This is a genomic window from Amycolatopsis thailandensis (assembly GCF_042723255.1).
Classification (GTDB): domain Bacteria; phylum Actinomycetota; class Actinomycetes; order Mycobacteriales; family Pseudonocardiaceae; genus Amycolatopsis; species Amycolatopsis thailandensis.
The window spans coordinates 1-14,880 of record NZ_JBHXJK010000091.1 but is presented as its reverse complement, the minus strand read 5'-3'; the positions used below and the strand labels follow the sequence as shown (position 1 = coordinate 14,880).

The window sequence follows — 14,880 nt, the reverse complement described above, 5'->3', positions numbered from 1 at the left end:
GCCGCAAGCGTCCGATGGAGTGGAAAACCGCTACCCTCGCGACGTGACAGACGCGCACGACACCTGGACCGCACCGGTCGCGGAAGGACCGCTGGACGCCGAGATCCGCGTCCCCGGTTCGAAGTCGATCACCAACCGGGCCTACGTCCTCGCCGCGCTCGCCAGCGCGCCGACGCGGGTGCGGACCCCGCTCGACTCCCGGGACGCGCGGCTGATGCTCGGCGCCATCTACGCCCTCGGCGCCCATTCGCAAGGCAGCATCGGCGGCTATCTCGTGCACCCGCTGGGCCCCGGCCGCGTCCATCCCGAAGAGACCGTCCGGGTGGAACTGGGCAACGCGGGCACGGTCGCCCGGTTCACCCCCGCGCTCGCCGCCCTGGGCACCGGCCCGGCGCTGTTCGACGGCGACGAGGCCATCCGCCGCCGTCCGATCGGGCCGCTGCTGAAGGCGCTGCGCGGCCTCGGCGCCCGCATCGACGACGACCGTCGCGAGGCCCCGCCGTTCACCGTCCACGGCGAAGGCGGACTGCGGGGCGGCAAGGTCGATCTGGACTCGTCGGCGTCGAGCCAGTTCCTGTCCGCGCTGCTGCTCGCGGGACCGTCGTTCCAGCAAGGCGTGACAGTGCGCCTGGTCGGCGGCGCGGTGCCGAGCGAACCGCATATCGCGATGACCGCCGAGATGCTCCGCCGCTTCGGGGCCACGGTGGAACGTGAGGGTGCCGAGTTCCACGTCGCCCCGACGAGGCTTTCCTGCCCCGAGTACATCGTCGAACCGGATCTCTCGACGGCGGCGCCGTTCGTCGCCGCCGCGGTCGCGACCGGTGGCACGGTGCGGATCGCGGGCTGGCCGCAGCGGACGACCCAGCCCGGTGACTGGCTTCGCAGCCTGCTGCCCCTCCTCGGCGCGACCGTCGAACTCGACGAGGGCGGCCTGACGGTCACCGGCAGCGGCACGATTCCCGGCGTCGAACTGGATCTGCACGACGTCGGCGAGCTGACACCGGTGATCGCGGCGCTGCTGTGCTTCGCCGAGGGACCGTCGATCATCTCCGGGGTGGCGCATCTGCGCGGCCACGAGACGGACAGGCTGACAGCGCTCGCCACCGAACTGTCGTCGTTCGGCGCCGACGTCCGCGAGACCGAGGACGGGCTCCGGATCACGCCGGCCCCGCTGCACGGCGGGAAGTTCCACACTTACGACGACCACCGGCTGGTGATGGCGGCGGCCGTCCTGGGGCTGCGCGTCGAAGGTGTCGAGGTGGAGAATCCGGGGACGGTCGGGAAGACCTTCCCCGGATTCGCCGAAGCCTGGACGTCGATGCTCGGCTAGCCTTCGAACGGCGAATCGCGCCACAGGTCGATCATCGGCTTCATGCCTTCCACCAGCATCGGCAGGTCGGGCGCCATCGAGAGACAGGCGACCATCTGCAGCCGTCCCACGGCCTCGATCGTCTTCAGCACGCCTTCGTCGACCTTGCGCAGGCCCAGGTCTTCGGCGGCGGCGTTGTAGGCCTCGATGCCTTCGGGGCCGGTGAAGGCGAGGTCGCGCTCGATCGGGCCGCGCTTGACCAGCTCGAAGTCGGAGTAGAGATCACCTTCGGTGGTGACGATCAGGTTGTAACCCGGCGCGTCGCCGTGGATCGGCTGCACACCGGCATCGGGGAACGCCTTCGCGAACGCCTCCTCCGATTCCAGCAGCGGCCGGAGGACCTCCCATTCGCCGCGGGCGCGGTCGAGGTCGGCGGGGTCGAGCAGATCCGGCCGCCCGTCGAGCTGGGCGAGACCGTCGGGGATGAACGGATCGAGACCGTCCAGGAACGCCAGCTCGCCGGGGTAGTCGCGGAGCGCGGCGTGCAGTTTCGCGACGAGCCCGGCCGAGTACGCCACGGCCAGGTTCGCGTCCTCGACGAACTCGACGAGTTCCCAGAACGTCATCGAGAATCCGTCGCGCTGTACGGGTTCGGCCGGGACCAACGGGCTCGGTTTGACGACCGGAAGCCCCTTTTCGCCGAGCCAGGCGGCGACGGCGAGCTCACGCCGCTGATCGATCAGTTGCGTCTCCAGCGTGGTCGTGCGGGGCAGCACGGTCGGCACGCGCACGACGACCGGCGAGGGCGCCAGCCGCACGATGACGGAGAAGACGTCGTACAGGACCTCGGGTTCGGTGACGGTGATGCCGAGGTCGCGGCCCGCGGAGACCGCGGCGGCCACCGCCCGCGCGGTGCGGGCGGCCCGTTGTTCGTCGGTGATCATGCGGCGAGTCTGACATGTCCGGTTCAGCCCGCGGAGCGTTCTCCGCCATCCTCGGGGAACAGCGTCTTCAGCGTGACCTGCCGGTTGACCCGCACGTGCTCGACGGCGTGGGCCCGCGCGCGATCCGCGTCGCCCGAGGCGATCGCGTCGTAGAGACGGCGGTGCTCGTCGAGCAGCTCGCCCCAGTGCTCGTTCTGGCTGGTGAGCCAGCGCAGCCTGCCCTCGAGCGGGCGGAGGATCTCGTGCAGGAGGCCGTTGCCCGCCAGCGCGACGATCTCGTCGTGGAAGCGGGTGTTGAGCGCGGTGATGCGGGCCGCGTCACCGCTGCCGGTGGCGCGGGCGGCGTCGGCGAGGAGCCGTTCGAGCGCGCGGAGTTCCGCTTTGCCCGCCCGTTCGGCGGCCAGCCCGGCGGCGAGCCCTTCGAGCGCTTCCCGGACGTCGAACAGCTCCTCGACGTCGGCCTTGGCCAGCCGGCGCACGACGATGCGACGGGGTGACTGGACGGCGAGGAAGCCTTCCGCCTCCAGGCTGCGGATGGCCTCGCGCACCGGGACCCGCGAGACGCCGAGGTCCTCGGCGAGCTCACGTTCGACCAGCCGGTCCCCTGGCTTCAGCCGTCCGGTGAGGATCCGTTCGCGCAGCTCGTCCCGGACCCGCTGCCGGGTCGCGGCCAGCGGCTGCCGCGGTCCTTCCTCGGCCACCCGACCCCCTCTTTCAACACTGCTGTAACAGCCCGTAACCCGAGTTTATCGGCAGAAACCTTGACGGCGGGCCACTGCGGGGTGATATTTGGGATGCCAAATTTTGGGATACCAAATCGACCGGAGCTCCCCGTCGATCGGAGGCCCGCATGACCGCCGCCCCAGCCACCAGTACCCCAACGCACGCCGCGGATCAGCCCGATCCCCGGCTTTGGAACGAGGATCTCGCCCCGGCGAAGGACCGCCGCTGGAAGGTCTACGACATCTTCGCGCTGTGGATGTCGGACGTGCACAACCTCGGCAACTACACCTTCGCGGCGGGCCTGTTCGTGCTCGGCCTCTCGGCGTGGCAGGTGTTCACCGCGCTGCTGACCGGCTTCGTGCTCATCTACTTCGGCATGAACCTGATGGGCCGGATCGGGCAGAAGACCGGCGTCCCCTTCCCCGTCGTCGCCCGCGTCAGTTTCGGCACCTTCGGCGCGAACCTGCCCGCGCTCATCCGCGCGATCATCGCGATCTTCTGGTACGGCATCCAGACCTACCTCGCCTCCGTGGCCATCACGCTGCTCGTGCTCGCGATCGACCCTGGGCTGAAACCGTTGACAGAGGTGGGTTTCCTCGGCCTGCACGCGCTCGGCTGGATCTGCTTCATCGCGCTGTGGCTCGCGCAGGCGCTGGTGCTCACCCGTGGCATGGAGGCGGTGCGCAAGTTCCAGGACTGGTGCGGTCCGGGCATCTGGGTCGTGATGATCGCGCTCGCGGTGTGGGTCCTGGCCGCCGCGGACTGGAACATCTCCTTGACCGGCAACCCGAAGGCACTGTCCACAGGGGAGCAAGTACGGCAGTGGTTCGGCGCGGTGGGCCTGATCCTGTCGATCTACGGCACCCTGATGCTCAACTTCTGCGACTTCTCCCGGTTCGCCCCGAACCAGAAAACGGTGCGGCGCGGCAACTTCTGGGGCCTGCCGATCAACTCGACGGCGTTCGCGCTGCTGTCCGTACTGGTGACCGCCGGCAGCCTCCAAGTGTTCGGCGAGGCCATCACCGACCCGGCCGAACTGCTGGCCCGCATCGACAACACCCCGGTGCTGATCGTCGGCGCGCTGACCTTCGCGATCGCCACCATGGGCGTGAACATCGTCGCGAACTTCGTCTCCCCCGCCTACGACCTGGCCAACATCTGGCCGAAACGGATCACCTTCACCATCGGCGGGATGATCAGCGCGGTCGCGGCGTTGTGCGTGCTGCCGTGGAAGCTGTACTCCTCCCCCGCCGTGGTCAACTACTTCCTCGGCGGCCTCGGCGCCTTCCTCGGTCCCCTGTTCGGCATCATGATCGTGGACTACTACCTGGTGAAGCGCGGCCGGATCGACGTCGGCAAGCTGTTCGTGGCCGGACCCGATTCGCCGTACCACTACAAACGGGGGTTCAACCCGCGGGCGATGGTCACTTTCCTGCCGACGGCGGCGCTGTCCGCGGTCATCGCGCTGGTGCCGTTCTTCGCCCCCGCCGCGCCGTACTCGTGGTTCATCGGCACCGCGTCCGCGGCCGCGCTGTACTTCGCCGTCTCGCGGAAACAGCGGGTGGCGTGATGCGGATCCTGGTCACCAACTGCAACACCACCGAGGCGATGACCAAGGAGATCGAAGCGGGCGCCCGAGCCGCGGCGAGCCCAGGCACCGAGATCCTGGCCAGAACGCCGCTGTGGGGCCCGGAATCCGCGGAAGGCTGGCTGGACAGCTTCCTGAGCGCCGCGGCCGTCATCGACCTTCTCGACAAGATGGACGAGCCCTTCGACGCGCTCGTGATGGCCGGTTTCGGCGAGCACGGACGGGAAGGCGCCAGGGAAATGCTCGACGTCCCCGTCGTCGACATCACCGAAGCGGCCGCGCATCTGGCCTGTCTGCTGGGAAGACGCTACGGCGTCGTGACCACATTGGACCGCACGTGCGCGCTCATCGAGGACAGCCTGCACACGTCCGGCGTCGCGCAGAACTGCGTCTGCGTTCTCGGGGCCGGCCTCGGCGTCCTCGAACTGACCGACGAACGCCGGACGGAATCGGCGCTCCTGACGGCCGGACGCCGAGCCCGGGACGCGGGCGCGGAGGTCCTCGTGCTCGGCTGCGCCGGGATGACCGGACTGGACCGGCGGATCTCCGCGATGCTCGACATCCCGGTGATCGACGGCGTCGCCGCGGCGGTCCGCCTCGCCGAATCCCTGGTGGCCCTCGGCCTCAAGACCAGCCGGGCCGGCTCCTACGCCCGCCCGCTGCCCAAGAACCGCGTCTGGCCCGGCGACCTTCCACGCGGTTAGTCCTCTGGATGCGGTCCTTGCACACGCAAGTACCGCATCCAGAGGACGAAACGCGTGGGGTCAGTTGCCGTCGGCGGCGATCCCGGGAGCGGGAGCCTGGGCGTTGCCCGCGATGCCGTAGCGCCCCGCACCGCCTTCGAGCTGCTCGCGCAGCGCCATGATCGTGGTGACCCGGCCCGCCGCGGTCTCCGCGTTGTCCACAGTGGACAGGATGGAGGTCGACGAGGTGTCGGCTCGGACGACGCCGATCGCGCCGGTGCCGTCGGCGGATCCCGCGTCGCCCGCCAGGACGGTGCCCGCGCCGGACCGGTCGAGCTGCGCGGCGAAACGCGCGACGGTCGAGGCGCGGTCACCGGCACCGTCGCCGGTGTACTTGGAGCCGGTGAGCACGATCGCGAGCTGCGCGGGCTTCACGTCTCCGCCGGTCTTGAGGAAACCGCCGTCGGTGAGCCCGCCGAGCGCGGCCGCCAGTTCCACCGGCGTGGACTGCGGCTGCGCGTTGTCCTTGTTCAGCAACGCCACCGAACCGAGCAGGGCGCCGGCGAGGGTGCCCGGGTCGCCCGCGGTCGGGAACTGGACACCGGCGGGCTGCAGACGCGTCACGACGTCACGCAGCTGATCGGACCGCATCGGGTCGGAGAACGCCTCGGTCAGCTGGATCTCGCCGGTGACGGCGGCCCCCGACTGCCCGACGAGCTGCTTGAGCGCGTCGCGGTCCGCGGGCTTCGCGTCCTCTGTGGTCACCAGCACCACCGAACGCTTGTCCAGCTGCCCGGCGACGACCTTCGGCCCCATCGCACCGGCGAACGCGTCCGCGTCACCGAGCCGGGCGTTGAGGGAGTTGCGCTGCGCCTCCAGATCCGCGACCTGGGAACCCAGGTCCTCCTTCTGGCTGGCGAGGCCCGAAAGCAGCGAACCGTTCAGGGCGGTGGACCCGAGCACGACCCCGAGCGCGAGCGCGAGGAAGCAGGCGGCGATGGAAACGATGTGGTACCGCAGTGAAATCACGTGAAAAGTCCCTTGCCCCAGGCGATGAACGAGTTCCAGGTCTCACGGATCCAGTCGAGGTAGACCGAACCCACGTCGGAGACCAGCAGCGCGGCCACGACGGCCACCAAGGTCGCCACCACCAGCAGGACGATGGCGCCGATGGACACCCGGCTGCGGTGCAGGGTCGCGACCGCCTTGCCGTCGACCAGTTTCGTACCGAGCTTGAGCCTGGTGAGGAATGTCGACGGGTTCGACCCGGACCGGCCGTGGTCGAGGAATTCCCGCAGCGTCGCCTGGAAACCGACGGTGACCACCAGGCTCGCCTCGTGCGCGTCGGCCAGCAGCAGCGCCAGGTCCTCGGCGTTGCCGGTCGCCGGGAAGGTGACCGCGCCGATCCCGAGGTCCTGGATGCGCTCGACCCCCGGCGCGTGCCCGTCCGGCTGCGCCGGGACCACGACCTCGCCGCCGCTGCGCAGTGTCTCGGAGCCGATCCCGTGCGGGTCGCCGACGATGACGTCCGGCTGATATCCCTGCGCGCGCAAGGTGTCGGCCCCGGCGTCGACGCCGATCAGCACCGGCCGGTGCTCGGAGATGTACTTCTTCAGCTTCTTGAGGTCTTCGGCGTGCCCGTTGCCGCCCGCGACCACGAGCGCGTGCCGGTCCCGTAGCGGAACCCGGATCTCCGGAACGCCGACGCCGTCGAGGATGAGACTGCGTTCCCGGCGCAGGAACTCGATCGTGTTCGCGGAGAACGCCTCAAGCTGGGTGGACATCCCGGCCTTGGCCTCGATCATCTGGTCCGCGACGCTTTCGCGCGTCTGCTGGACCCCCGATCCGATCTGCCGCTCGCCGATGTAGACGACGCCCTCGTGCAGGCGGAGTTTCGTGCCGTCCTTCACCTTGCGCAGCAGTTCGCCGCCGACCGAATCGACCAGCGGGATCCCCGCTTCGAGCAGGATCTCCGGGCCCAGGTTGGGGAACCGGCCGGAGATCGACGGCGAAGCGTTCACCACCGCCGCGACTTCGGCCTCCACCAAGGCATCGGCCGTCGACCGGTCGAGATCCAGCTGGTCGAGGACCACGATGTCGCCCGGGCTCAGCCGGCGGAGCAGCTCTCGCGTGCGCCTGTCGACCCTGGCGACGCCAATGATCCCGGGGAGGGTCTCTTGGTTACGCGTGAGCAAGCCGGTGAGCTTCATGCGACCGATAGTGACAAATCCGCGCGGCCTTCTGCGTCCGCCACGCCGAGGGGAGCGTGCCGATTAACCCACACCGGGCGCGTTACTTGGCTTTCTTGCGCTTTCCGCCCCGGCGGGCTTTGGGCTTGTCCGGCGTGCTCTTGTCGGCCTCGGCGACGGCGAGCAATTCCTCCGCGTGCGCCCGGCCGGTCTCGGTGCTTTCCATTCCGGCGAGCATCCGGGCGAGTTCGACGACGCGTTCCGATTGCTTGAGCACGCGCACGCCACTGCGGGTCACTCCGCCGCTGGTGCCCTTGTCCACCACCAGATGCTGATCGGCGAACGCGGCCACCTGCGGCAGGTGCGTGACCACCAGGACCTGGTGGCTGCGCGCCAGCCGCGCGAGCCGCCTGCCGATCTCGACCGCGGCCCGGCCGCCGACCCCGGCGTCGACCTCGTCGAACACCAGCGTCTGCACGGTGTCCGCGTGCGCGAGGACGACCTCGATCGCCAGCATCACGCGGGAAAGCTCACCGCCGGAAGCGGCCTTGTGCACGGGGAGCGGCGGTGCGCCGTTGTGCGCCCGCAGCAGCAGTTCGACGTCGTCGATCCCGTCGGGACCGGCGTGCACGAGCCTGCCGTCGACCTTCACCGCGTGCGTGTCGCTCTCGTCCACGGTGCGGCGCTCGACGGTGATCTCGATCTCCGCCTGGCCCATGGCGAGCCCGGACATCTCGGCGGTGATCGCCTCGGCGAGTTCGGCGGCGGCCTCGACCCTGGCTTCCGACAGCGTGAGGGCGTGTTCGGCGAGGGTGACGGCGAGTTCGTCGCGGCGCTTGGCCAGTTCGGCCAGTGCTTCCTCGGAGGTGTCCATCGTGGACATCCGGCGGCGGGCGTCGTCGGCCCACGCGAGCACACCGTCCACATCGGCCGCGTACTTGCGCGTGAGCCGTTTCAGGTCGGCCTGGCGCGCGAGCACCTTCTCCAGCAGTGCCGGGTCCGCGTCGAGGGTTTCGAGGTAGCTGCCCAGCTCGGCGCCCACTTCGGACAGCAGCACCGAGGCTTCGTCCAGCCGGGGCCCGAGTTCGCGCAGCACGGCGTCTTCCGACCCCGAAAGCTGCCGCGTCGCCTCGCCGATCAACCCGACCGCGCCGGGCGCGTCCGGGTCTCCGTCGGGAGAGCCCGAGACGGCGGCCTGCGCGGCGCTCGCGGCGGCCCGCAGTTCGTCGACCGCGGCGAGCCGCTTGATCTGCTCGGTGAGCTCGGTGTCCTCGCCGGGTTCGGGTGCGACGGCGTCGATCTCGGTGAGCCCATGGCGCAGCAGATCCGCCTGCTGGGCCATCTCACGGGAACGGGTCGATCGCTCGTTCAGTTCGGCGACGACGGCGAGCCATTCGTCCCGCACCGCGCGGTACAGCTCGAGCGGTTCGGTGACGGCCTCACCGGCGAACCGGTCGATCACCGCGCGCTGCTCGGCGGGGCGCAGCAGGCGCAGCTGATCGTTCTGCCCATGGACCGCGATCAGCTGCTCGGACAGGTCGGCCAGCACGCCGACCGGCACCGAACGGCCGCCCAGGTGGGCACGGGACCGGCCGTCGACCGAGACCGCGCGCAGCGCGATGACGCTGCCGTCCTCGTCGACCTCCGCCCCGGCGTCGGTGACGATCCGGGTGGCGCCCTCGGCACCGCCCAGCTCGAATCGGCCTTCCACGAAGGCCTTCAGCATTCCTGTCCGCACCTTGGACACTTCGGCTCGGCCGCCGGAGAGCAGGTGCAACCCGCTGACGACCATCGTCTTGCCCGCACCCGTCTCACCGGTGACCACGGTGAAGCCCGCGTGCAGTTCCAGCAGGGCGTCCTCGATGACTCCGAGGCCCTGGATGCGCATCTCGGCCAGCACGACGCCCACCGTAGCGGCCCACCCCGACCATTCCCGCACCCGGCACGTCATGAAAGGGGCTTTCAAGACGTTTCTTGTCCTGAAAGCCCCTTTCATGACATCTGTCAGCGGGCGTGTCGCTCCCGCCAGCCCTTGATCGGCAGGGCGAACTTGTGCACGAGCCGGTCGGTGAACGGGCCTTCCCACAACCGGATCAGGCGCACCGGCACCTGGCCGCAGGTGACCCGCACGGCCGCGCCGGCGGGAAGATCGAAGGTCCGCGATCCGTCGCAGGTCAAGACGGCGGGCGAACCGTCCGGATCGATGGCGACGGTGATCTCGGAGTCGCGCGAGACGACCAGCGGCCGGGAGAACATCGCGTGCGCGTTGCTCGGGACCACCAGCAGCGCCTGGACGTCCGGCCAGATGATCGGGCCGCCCGCGGAGAACGCGTACGCCGTCGAACCGGTCGGAGTGGCACACAGGACGCCGTCGCAGCCGAAGGACGACACGGGCCTTCCGTCGACCTCGATGAGCGCGTCCAGCACGCGCTCACGCGAGCTCTTCTCGACGCTGGCCTCGTTGAGCGCCCACGTCCGGACGATCTCCTCGCCGTCGACACGGACCACGACGTCGACGGTCATCCGTTCTTCGACCTGGTAGTCGCCGTCGACGGCGCGCTGGACGGTGTCGGCCAGCTTGTCCGAATCGGCCTCGGCGAGGAACCCGACCCGTCCCATGTTCACGCCGAGGACCGGGACGCCGTTCGGCCTGGCCAGCTCGGCGGCCCGCAGCAGCGTGCCGTCGCCACCGAGCGCGAACACCAGCTCGGTCCCGGCGGCCGGGTCCTGCTCCGGCGCCATGACCGTGCAGGGGGCGCCGATCCCGCCGTCCGCTTCCAGCATCTCCCGGACGTCCTCGTCGATCACCCGCAGCCGCACCCCGGCCTTGGCGAACCGGGCCGACACCTCGCGTGCCGCGTCCCGGGTCGCGTCCCGGTCCGGGTGCACGACCAGCAGCACCTCGCGATCGCTCATTGGGGTCCCTCCAGGACTGCGGAGCGCACGAGCCGCTCGGCGTCGGTGCCGAGGGTCTCCCCCGCCCCGCGGGTAAGCCAGACGAAGTATTCGACGTTCCCGGACGGACCGGGAAGCGGGCTCGCCACGACGCCGCGCAGGCGCAGGTCCAGCTTCTCGGCCTCGGCGAGCACGCCCAGCACCGATTCGGCCCGCAGCTCCGGGTCACGGACGACGCCGCCGCTGCCGAGCCGGTCCTTGCCAACCTCGAACTGCGGTTTCACCATCGGCACCAGGTCGGCGCCGTCCCGCGCGCAGGCGGCCAGCGCGGGCAGCACGAGTTTGAGCGAGATGAACGAGAGGTCGCCGACCACGAGGTCGACCTGGCCGCCGAGGTCTTCCGGGGTCAGGTTGCGGACGTTCGTCTTGTCGAGGACGACCACGCGGTCGTCGGTGCGCAGGCGCCAGTCCAGCAGGCCGCGGCCGACGTCGGCGGCGATTACCGTGGCGGCGCCGTTGCGCAGCAGGACGTCCGTGAAGCCACCTGTCGAGGCTCCCGCGTCGAGGCAGCGCTTTCCTTCGGCGGAAAGGCCTTGCGGAGTGAAGGCTTCGAGCGCGCCGAGCAGTTTGTGCGCGCCGCGGGAGGCCCAGCCGGGGTCGTCGTTGTCACGCACGACGATCGGCGCGTCGGACTCGACGCCGGTCGCGGGTTTGGTGGCCACCATCCCGCGCACGGTGACCTTGCCCTCGGCGATCAGCGCGGACGCCTGTTCCCTGGAGCGGGCGAGTCTCCGCCTGACGAGCTCCGCGTCCAGGCGGGCGCGTTTGGGCACGCGGTCAGACCTTGTCGATGGTGGACAGTGCCACCGTCAGTTCGGTGTGCACGGCTTCGAAACGGTCGACGTGCTCCGAGAGCGGAAGCGCGGCGAGGTCTTCGAGACCCGCCACGGCCTCGTCGACCCCGGCACGGGGATCCGTGTCCTGCTGCGCGAACTGGTCAGGCGGCGGCCCCGGTACCGGCGGCGGGCCGGGAACCGGGGGTCGCGGAACGGGGTGGAAGTGGTCCTGCACCCCACCAAGTTAGCAGCGCTTCTCAGGCGAGGCGCAGCTCGGCGAGCGCCGCGCGGGCGGTGTCGCCCACACCGCGGACCTCGGTGATCCCCGACTCCCAGGCCACCGCGCACAACGCGCGCAACAGGTCCAGGGCGTCGCCTTCACCATCGGCTTCGAGCACGTCACCCTGTGCGGTGACGCGCCAGCCTTCCTTGGGCCCGACTTCGAGCAGGTCCGCCCGGCTGCTCAGCCCGGACAGGTCCCGCGTGAGGTAGCGAGGACGCTCTTCGGGCCTCGCCTCGATCAGGGACGCCGCGTCGGCGACACCGGTCAAAACGCAGAGCGCGTCGATCCCGGCCGCGACCGCGCCCTCGATGTCGGTGTCCAGCCGGTCGCCCACCACGAGCGAGCGCTCGGCACCCGCGTCCCGCGCCGCCGTGGTGAACAGCAGCGGCGCCGGCTTGCCCGCCACCAGCGGTTCGGCGCCGGTGGCTGTCCGCAGGGCGGCCACCATCGACCCGTTGCCCGGCAACAGACCGCGTTCGGTCGGCAGTGTTGCGTCCACGTTGGTCGCCACCCAGAGCGCGCCCGCGCGGATGGCGAGACACGCCTCCGCGAGAGCGGCCCAGGTGTTCTCCGGGGAGTGTCCCTGCACGACGGCCGCCACGTCCGGACCGGCTTCCCGGACCGTCCGCAGGCCCGCCGACTCGATCTGGGCGACCAGTGACTCCGTGCCCACGACGAGGACCACGGCGCCCTGAGGCAGCCGCTCACCCAGCAGGGCGGCGGCGGCCTGAGAGCTCGTGTGGACCTCGTCGGGGGACGCGGGGAGCCCGAGTGCCTCCAGATGCGCGGAGACCTCAGCAGGCGCCTTGGAGGCGTTGTTGGTCACCCACCGGACGGCGGTGCCGTGGTCCCGGAGCGCCCGGAGTGCTTCCGGCGCGCCCGGGACCACCTTGCTGCCGTGATAGACCGTGCCGTCGAGGTCGAACAGGACCGCGTCGTACCCGGCCGACAGGGCGTCAGCCATTCGTGAGCTCCGCGGCGCGCTCGGCGGCGTCGGTCTCGTCCTCCTCGTCGGCCTCGGCCGCGTTCAGGAACCAGCGGATCGCGTCGTCCTTGCGATCGGCGGCGGCGAGGTTGTCGGCGTAGGCGTAGAACAGGCGAGCGCTCCACGGGTCGCGCTTCTCCGCCTTGAGGTCGTCGCCCTGGAGGGAGACGACGGCGGCGTCCAGCTGACCGAGGTCGCGCCGCGCGCCGGCCGCGACGATCGCGAGTTCGATCTGGGTCGCCTTGGACAGACGCTCCTTGTCGACCTCCTTCGCGAGGTCGAGCGCCCGCTCCGGACGGCCGATGGCGCGTTCCGCGTCGGCGATGATCGCGATGTGGTCGTCGCTGCGGGTCATCCGGCGGACGGCGCGCAGTTCGGACAGGGCCTCGGACCAGTTGCCCGCGTGGTAGGCGACCAGGCCGAGCGCCTCGCGGACGATCGGGACCCGGGAAGCCTTGGCCTTCGCGTACTTGGCGTGCTCCATCGCGGCTTCGGGGTCTTCGTCGACGAGCCCGCCGGCCGCGACGAGGTGCTTGCCGACGGTCTCCGCGAGTGCCTTGGGCAGCGTGCGGAGTTCCCGGCGGACCTCCTCGTCGAGATCGGAGAACTCGATGCCCTCGGGCAGTTCCGGGGCCTCGAGCAGCTCACGCGCCAAGGTCTCGTCGTCGACCGGCCGGTCGTCGGTGCGCGGCGAGGACCGGAAGTCCTTGCGGCCCTCGGAACGGTCGCGCTGGGGACGGTCTTCGCGCTTGCGCTCGAACCGGCCTTCGCCGCCGCGGGAGTCGCTTCGCCTGTCGTCGTACCGCTTCTCCGGGCGGTCTCCCGAAGAGCGGTAGCCGCCGCGACGGTCGTCACCGCGGTTGTCGCCGCCGCCCCGGTTGTCGCGGTCGCCGGAGGACTTGCGCTCGTAGCCACCGCCGCTGGGACGGCGGTCGCCGGAGGAAGGACCACGACGGTCGTCACGCCGGTCGCCGTTGTAGCCGCCGGAACGCGAACCACCGCGGTCTTCGCGATCGCGGTAGGACGGACGACGGTCGTCGCTGCCGCCCCGGTTGTCGCGGTCGCCATAGGACTTGCCCTGGGGGCGTCCTTCGTACCGGTTGCCGGACGGGCGGTCGTCGGAACGGCCGCGGTTGTCCGAGCCGTAGCCGGACCGGGCCGGGCGGCTGTCGGAACGCTTCTCGTACCGGCCCTCGGAACGGCTGTCCGAGCGGCTGTCGGACCGGTTGTCGTAGCGACGCTCGGGACGGCCTTCGGACGAGCGGTACCCGCCACGGCTGTCGCCACCCCGGTTGTCGCCGCCGCGGTATCCACCGCGATCGCCGCCGCGGTTGTCCCGGCTGTCGCGGTTGTCGGACCGGTAACCGCCGCGGTCGCCGCCCCGGCTGTCACGACGGTCGTCCGAGCGGTAGCCGCCCCGGTTGTCGCCGCCCCGGTTGTCCGAGCGGTAGCCACCGCGGTCGCCGCCACGACTGTCGCCACGGTCGTCGCGGTTGTAGCCGCCACGACGGTCGTTGTCACGACCACCCGAGCGGTCACCGCCGGGGCCCCGACGGTCGTCGTTGTTGTAGCGCGGACGATTCTCGTCGCGGCCCTGGCCACCGAAGCGGCTGCCACCGGAGCGCTGGTCACGGGGACCGTCGCCGCCGCGGCCGGGCTTGCCGGAATAGCTGCTCGTCCCGCGGGCACCGCGGTCGTCACGGCGCGGGCGGCCCTGGTAGCCGCCGTCACGGCCGCCCCGGTCCTGCCTGCCGCCGGCGGAACCGCGCCGGTCACCTCGCTGCGCGTCAGACCGGCCTCCGCGGGGACTGTCGTCCCGGCGACCCGACCGGCCGGACGCGCCATCATCTGAGTCACGTCGACCGAACTCGGACACCTGGCCTCCTGCCACTATTGAAAAAGTTTTCGACACTTGCGCCCACCTGTCGGGCGAGCCAACGGACCATTCTAGTCCGTCCATGGACATGAAAAGAGACAGGGCCCTGACCGGGGAGAACCTGTTAGGGGTTCTCGACCCAGGTCAGGACCCTGTCCTGAAGTTAGTCCGGCGGTGTCCTACTCTCCCACAACCCTTCGGTTGCAGTACCATCGGCGCTGTCAGGCTTAGCTTCCGGGTTCGGAATGGGACCGGGCGTTTCCCTGACGCTATAACCACCGAAACACTGTGAAACAACCACTCCCACCGATCTAGATGGTGGTTGTGTGGTGTTTCAGAGCTGTAGAGTGGATGCGTAACATCTTTGTGGGCAAGTCCTCGGCCTATTAGTACCAGTCAACTCGACAACACATTACTGTGCTTCCATTTCTGGCCTATCAACCCAATGGTCTGTTGGGGGCCTTAACCCACATAGGGTGGGATACCTCATCTTGGAACAGGCTTCCCGCTTAGATGCCTTCAGCGGTTATCCCTTCCGAACGTGGCCAACCAGCCATGCCACTGGCGTG

At 70.3% G+C, this 14,880-nt stretch carries 13 protein-coding genes and 2 rRNA genes; 3 read left to right on the top strand and 12 right to left on the bottom strand.

Features of this window, described 5'->3' with window-relative positions; genetic code table 11:
- The first annotated feature begins 43 nt into the window (after positions 1–43).
- On the top strand, positions 44–1,330 hold the full coding sequence (aroA, locus tag ACFWMR_RS29595) for a 3-phosphoshikimate 1-carboxyvinyltransferase (protein ID WP_093939048.1): 1,287 nt from the start codon (positions 44–46) through the stop codon (positions 1,328–1,330).
- Here aroA and ACFWMR_RS29590 read toward each other — a convergent pair.
- Together ACFWMR_RS29590 and ACFWMR_RS29585 are read right to left on the bottom strand one after the other, a co-directional pair.
- Positions 1,327–2,253, bottom strand: a complete 927-nt coding sequence (locus ACFWMR_RS29590) for an aminoglycoside phosphotransferase family protein (RefSeq protein WP_378380748.1) — start codon at positions 2,251–2,253, stop codon at positions 1,327–1,329. The two genes, aroA and ACFWMR_RS29590, sit on opposite strands and share 4 nt — an antisense overlap.
- Positions 2,254–2,276: 23 nt before the next feature.
- A complete protein-coding gene (locus tag ACFWMR_RS29585) occupies positions 2,277–2,954 on the bottom strand; it encodes a GntR family transcriptional regulator (RefSeq protein WP_378380747.1) in 678 nt (225 codons plus the stop codon).
- Positions 2,955–3,103: 149 nt separating this feature from the next.
- Here ACFWMR_RS29585 and ACFWMR_RS29580 point away from each other — a divergent pair, with 149 nt between their 5' ends.
- Entirely contained in the window at positions 3,104–4,546 is a 1,443-nt protein-coding gene (locus ACFWMR_RS29580; RefSeq protein ID WP_378380746.1) for an NCS1 family nucleobase:cation symporter-1, read from the top strand.
- Positions 4,546–5,268 carry an aspartate/glutamate racemase family protein gene (locus ACFWMR_RS29575; protein WP_378380745.1) on the top strand — a complete coding sequence of 241 codons (723 nt, stop codon included), beginning with the start codon at positions 4,546–4,548 and terminating at the stop codon, positions 5,266–5,268. The genes ACFWMR_RS29580 and ACFWMR_RS29575 overlap by 1 nt, the downstream gene beginning before the upstream one ends.
- Positions 5,269–5,328: 60 nt before the next feature.
- Here ACFWMR_RS29575 and ACFWMR_RS29570 read toward each other — a convergent pair whose 3' ends face one another.
- The 10 genes from ACFWMR_RS29570 to ACFWMR_RS29525 form a co-directional block, all read right to left on the bottom strand.
- Entirely contained in the window at positions 5,329–6,276 is a 948-nt protein-coding gene (locus ACFWMR_RS29570; RefSeq protein ID WP_093939053.1) for a copper transporter, read from the bottom strand.
- On the bottom strand, positions 6,273–7,457 hold the full coding sequence (steA, locus tag ACFWMR_RS29565) for a putative cytokinetic ring protein SteA (RefSeq protein WP_093939054.1): 1,185 nt from the start codon (positions 7,455–7,457) through the stop codon (positions 6,273–6,275). Before steA ends, ACFWMR_RS29570 begins: the two co-directional genes overlap by 4 nt.
- Before the next feature lie 82 nt (positions 7,458–7,539).
- Entirely contained in the window at positions 7,540–9,336 is a 1,797-nt protein-coding gene (gene recN / locus ACFWMR_RS29560; protein WP_378278255.1) for a DNA repair protein RecN, read from the bottom strand.
- A 104-nt stretch (positions 9,337–9,440) separates the two neighbouring features.
- Positions 9,441–10,352: an NAD kinase gene (locus ACFWMR_RS29555; RefSeq protein ID WP_093939056.1), complete on the bottom strand. Its 912-nt coding sequence runs from the start codon at positions 10,350–10,352 to the stop codon at positions 9,441–9,443.
- Complete coding sequence (locus ACFWMR_RS29550) at positions 10,349–11,164, bottom strand: TlyA family RNA methyltransferase (protein WP_093939057.1); 816 nt, start codon at positions 11,162–11,164, stop codon at positions 10,349–10,351. Before ACFWMR_RS29550 ends, ACFWMR_RS29555 begins: the two co-directional genes overlap by 4 nt.
- A 4-nt stretch (positions 11,165–11,168) precedes the next feature.
- The gene (locus ACFWMR_RS29545; RefSeq protein WP_093939058.1) at positions 11,169–11,402 is read right to left on the bottom strand and encodes a hypothetical protein; all 234 of its coding nucleotides are present in this window, start codon (positions 11,400–11,402) and stop codon (positions 11,169–11,171) included.
- A gap of 22 nt (positions 11,403–11,424) precedes the next feature.
- On the bottom strand, positions 11,425–12,414 hold the full coding sequence (locus ACFWMR_RS29540; RefSeq protein ID WP_378380744.1) for an HAD-IIA family hydrolase: 990 nt from the start codon (positions 12,412–12,414) through the stop codon (positions 11,425–11,427).
- On the bottom strand, positions 12,407–14,311 hold the full coding sequence (locus tag ACFWMR_RS29535; RefSeq protein ID WP_378380743.1) for a hypothetical protein: 1,905 nt from the start codon (positions 14,309–14,311) through the stop codon (positions 12,407–12,409). Before ACFWMR_RS29535 ends, ACFWMR_RS29540 begins: the two co-directional genes overlap by 8 nt.
- A gap of 166 nt (positions 14,312–14,477) precedes the next feature.
- Positions 14,478–14,594, bottom strand: a 5S ribosomal RNA gene (gene rrf, locus ACFWMR_RS29530).
- 83 nt (positions 14,595–14,677) lie between these two features.
- Positions 14,678–14,880 (bottom strand): 23S ribosomal RNA (locus ACFWMR_RS29525); the annotation flags it as partial.

Coding starts and splice junctions, on each gene's coding strand:
- ACFWMR_RS29580 (WP_378380746.1), top strand. CDS start 3,104: ATGACCGCCGCCCCAGCCACCAGTACCCCAACGCACGCCGCGGATCAG.
- ACFWMR_RS29555 (WP_093939056.1), bottom strand. CDS start 10,352: ATGAGCGATCGCGAGGTGCTGCTGGTCGTGCACCCGGACCGGGACGCG.
- ACFWMR_RS29575 (WP_378380745.1), top strand. CDS start 4,546: ATGCGGATCCTGGTCACCAACTGCAACACCACCGAGGCGATGACCAAG.
- ACFWMR_RS29590 (WP_378380748.1), bottom strand. CDS start 2,253: ATGATCACCGACGAACAACGGGCCGCCCGCACCGCGCGGGCGGTGGCC.
- ACFWMR_RS29540 (WP_378380744.1), bottom strand. CDS start 12,414: ATGGCTGACGCCCTGTCGGCCGGGTACGACGCGGTCCTGTTCGACCTC.
- steA (WP_093939054.1), bottom strand. CDS start 7,457: ATGAAGCTCACCGGCTTGCTCACGCGTAACCAAGAGACCCTCCCCGGG.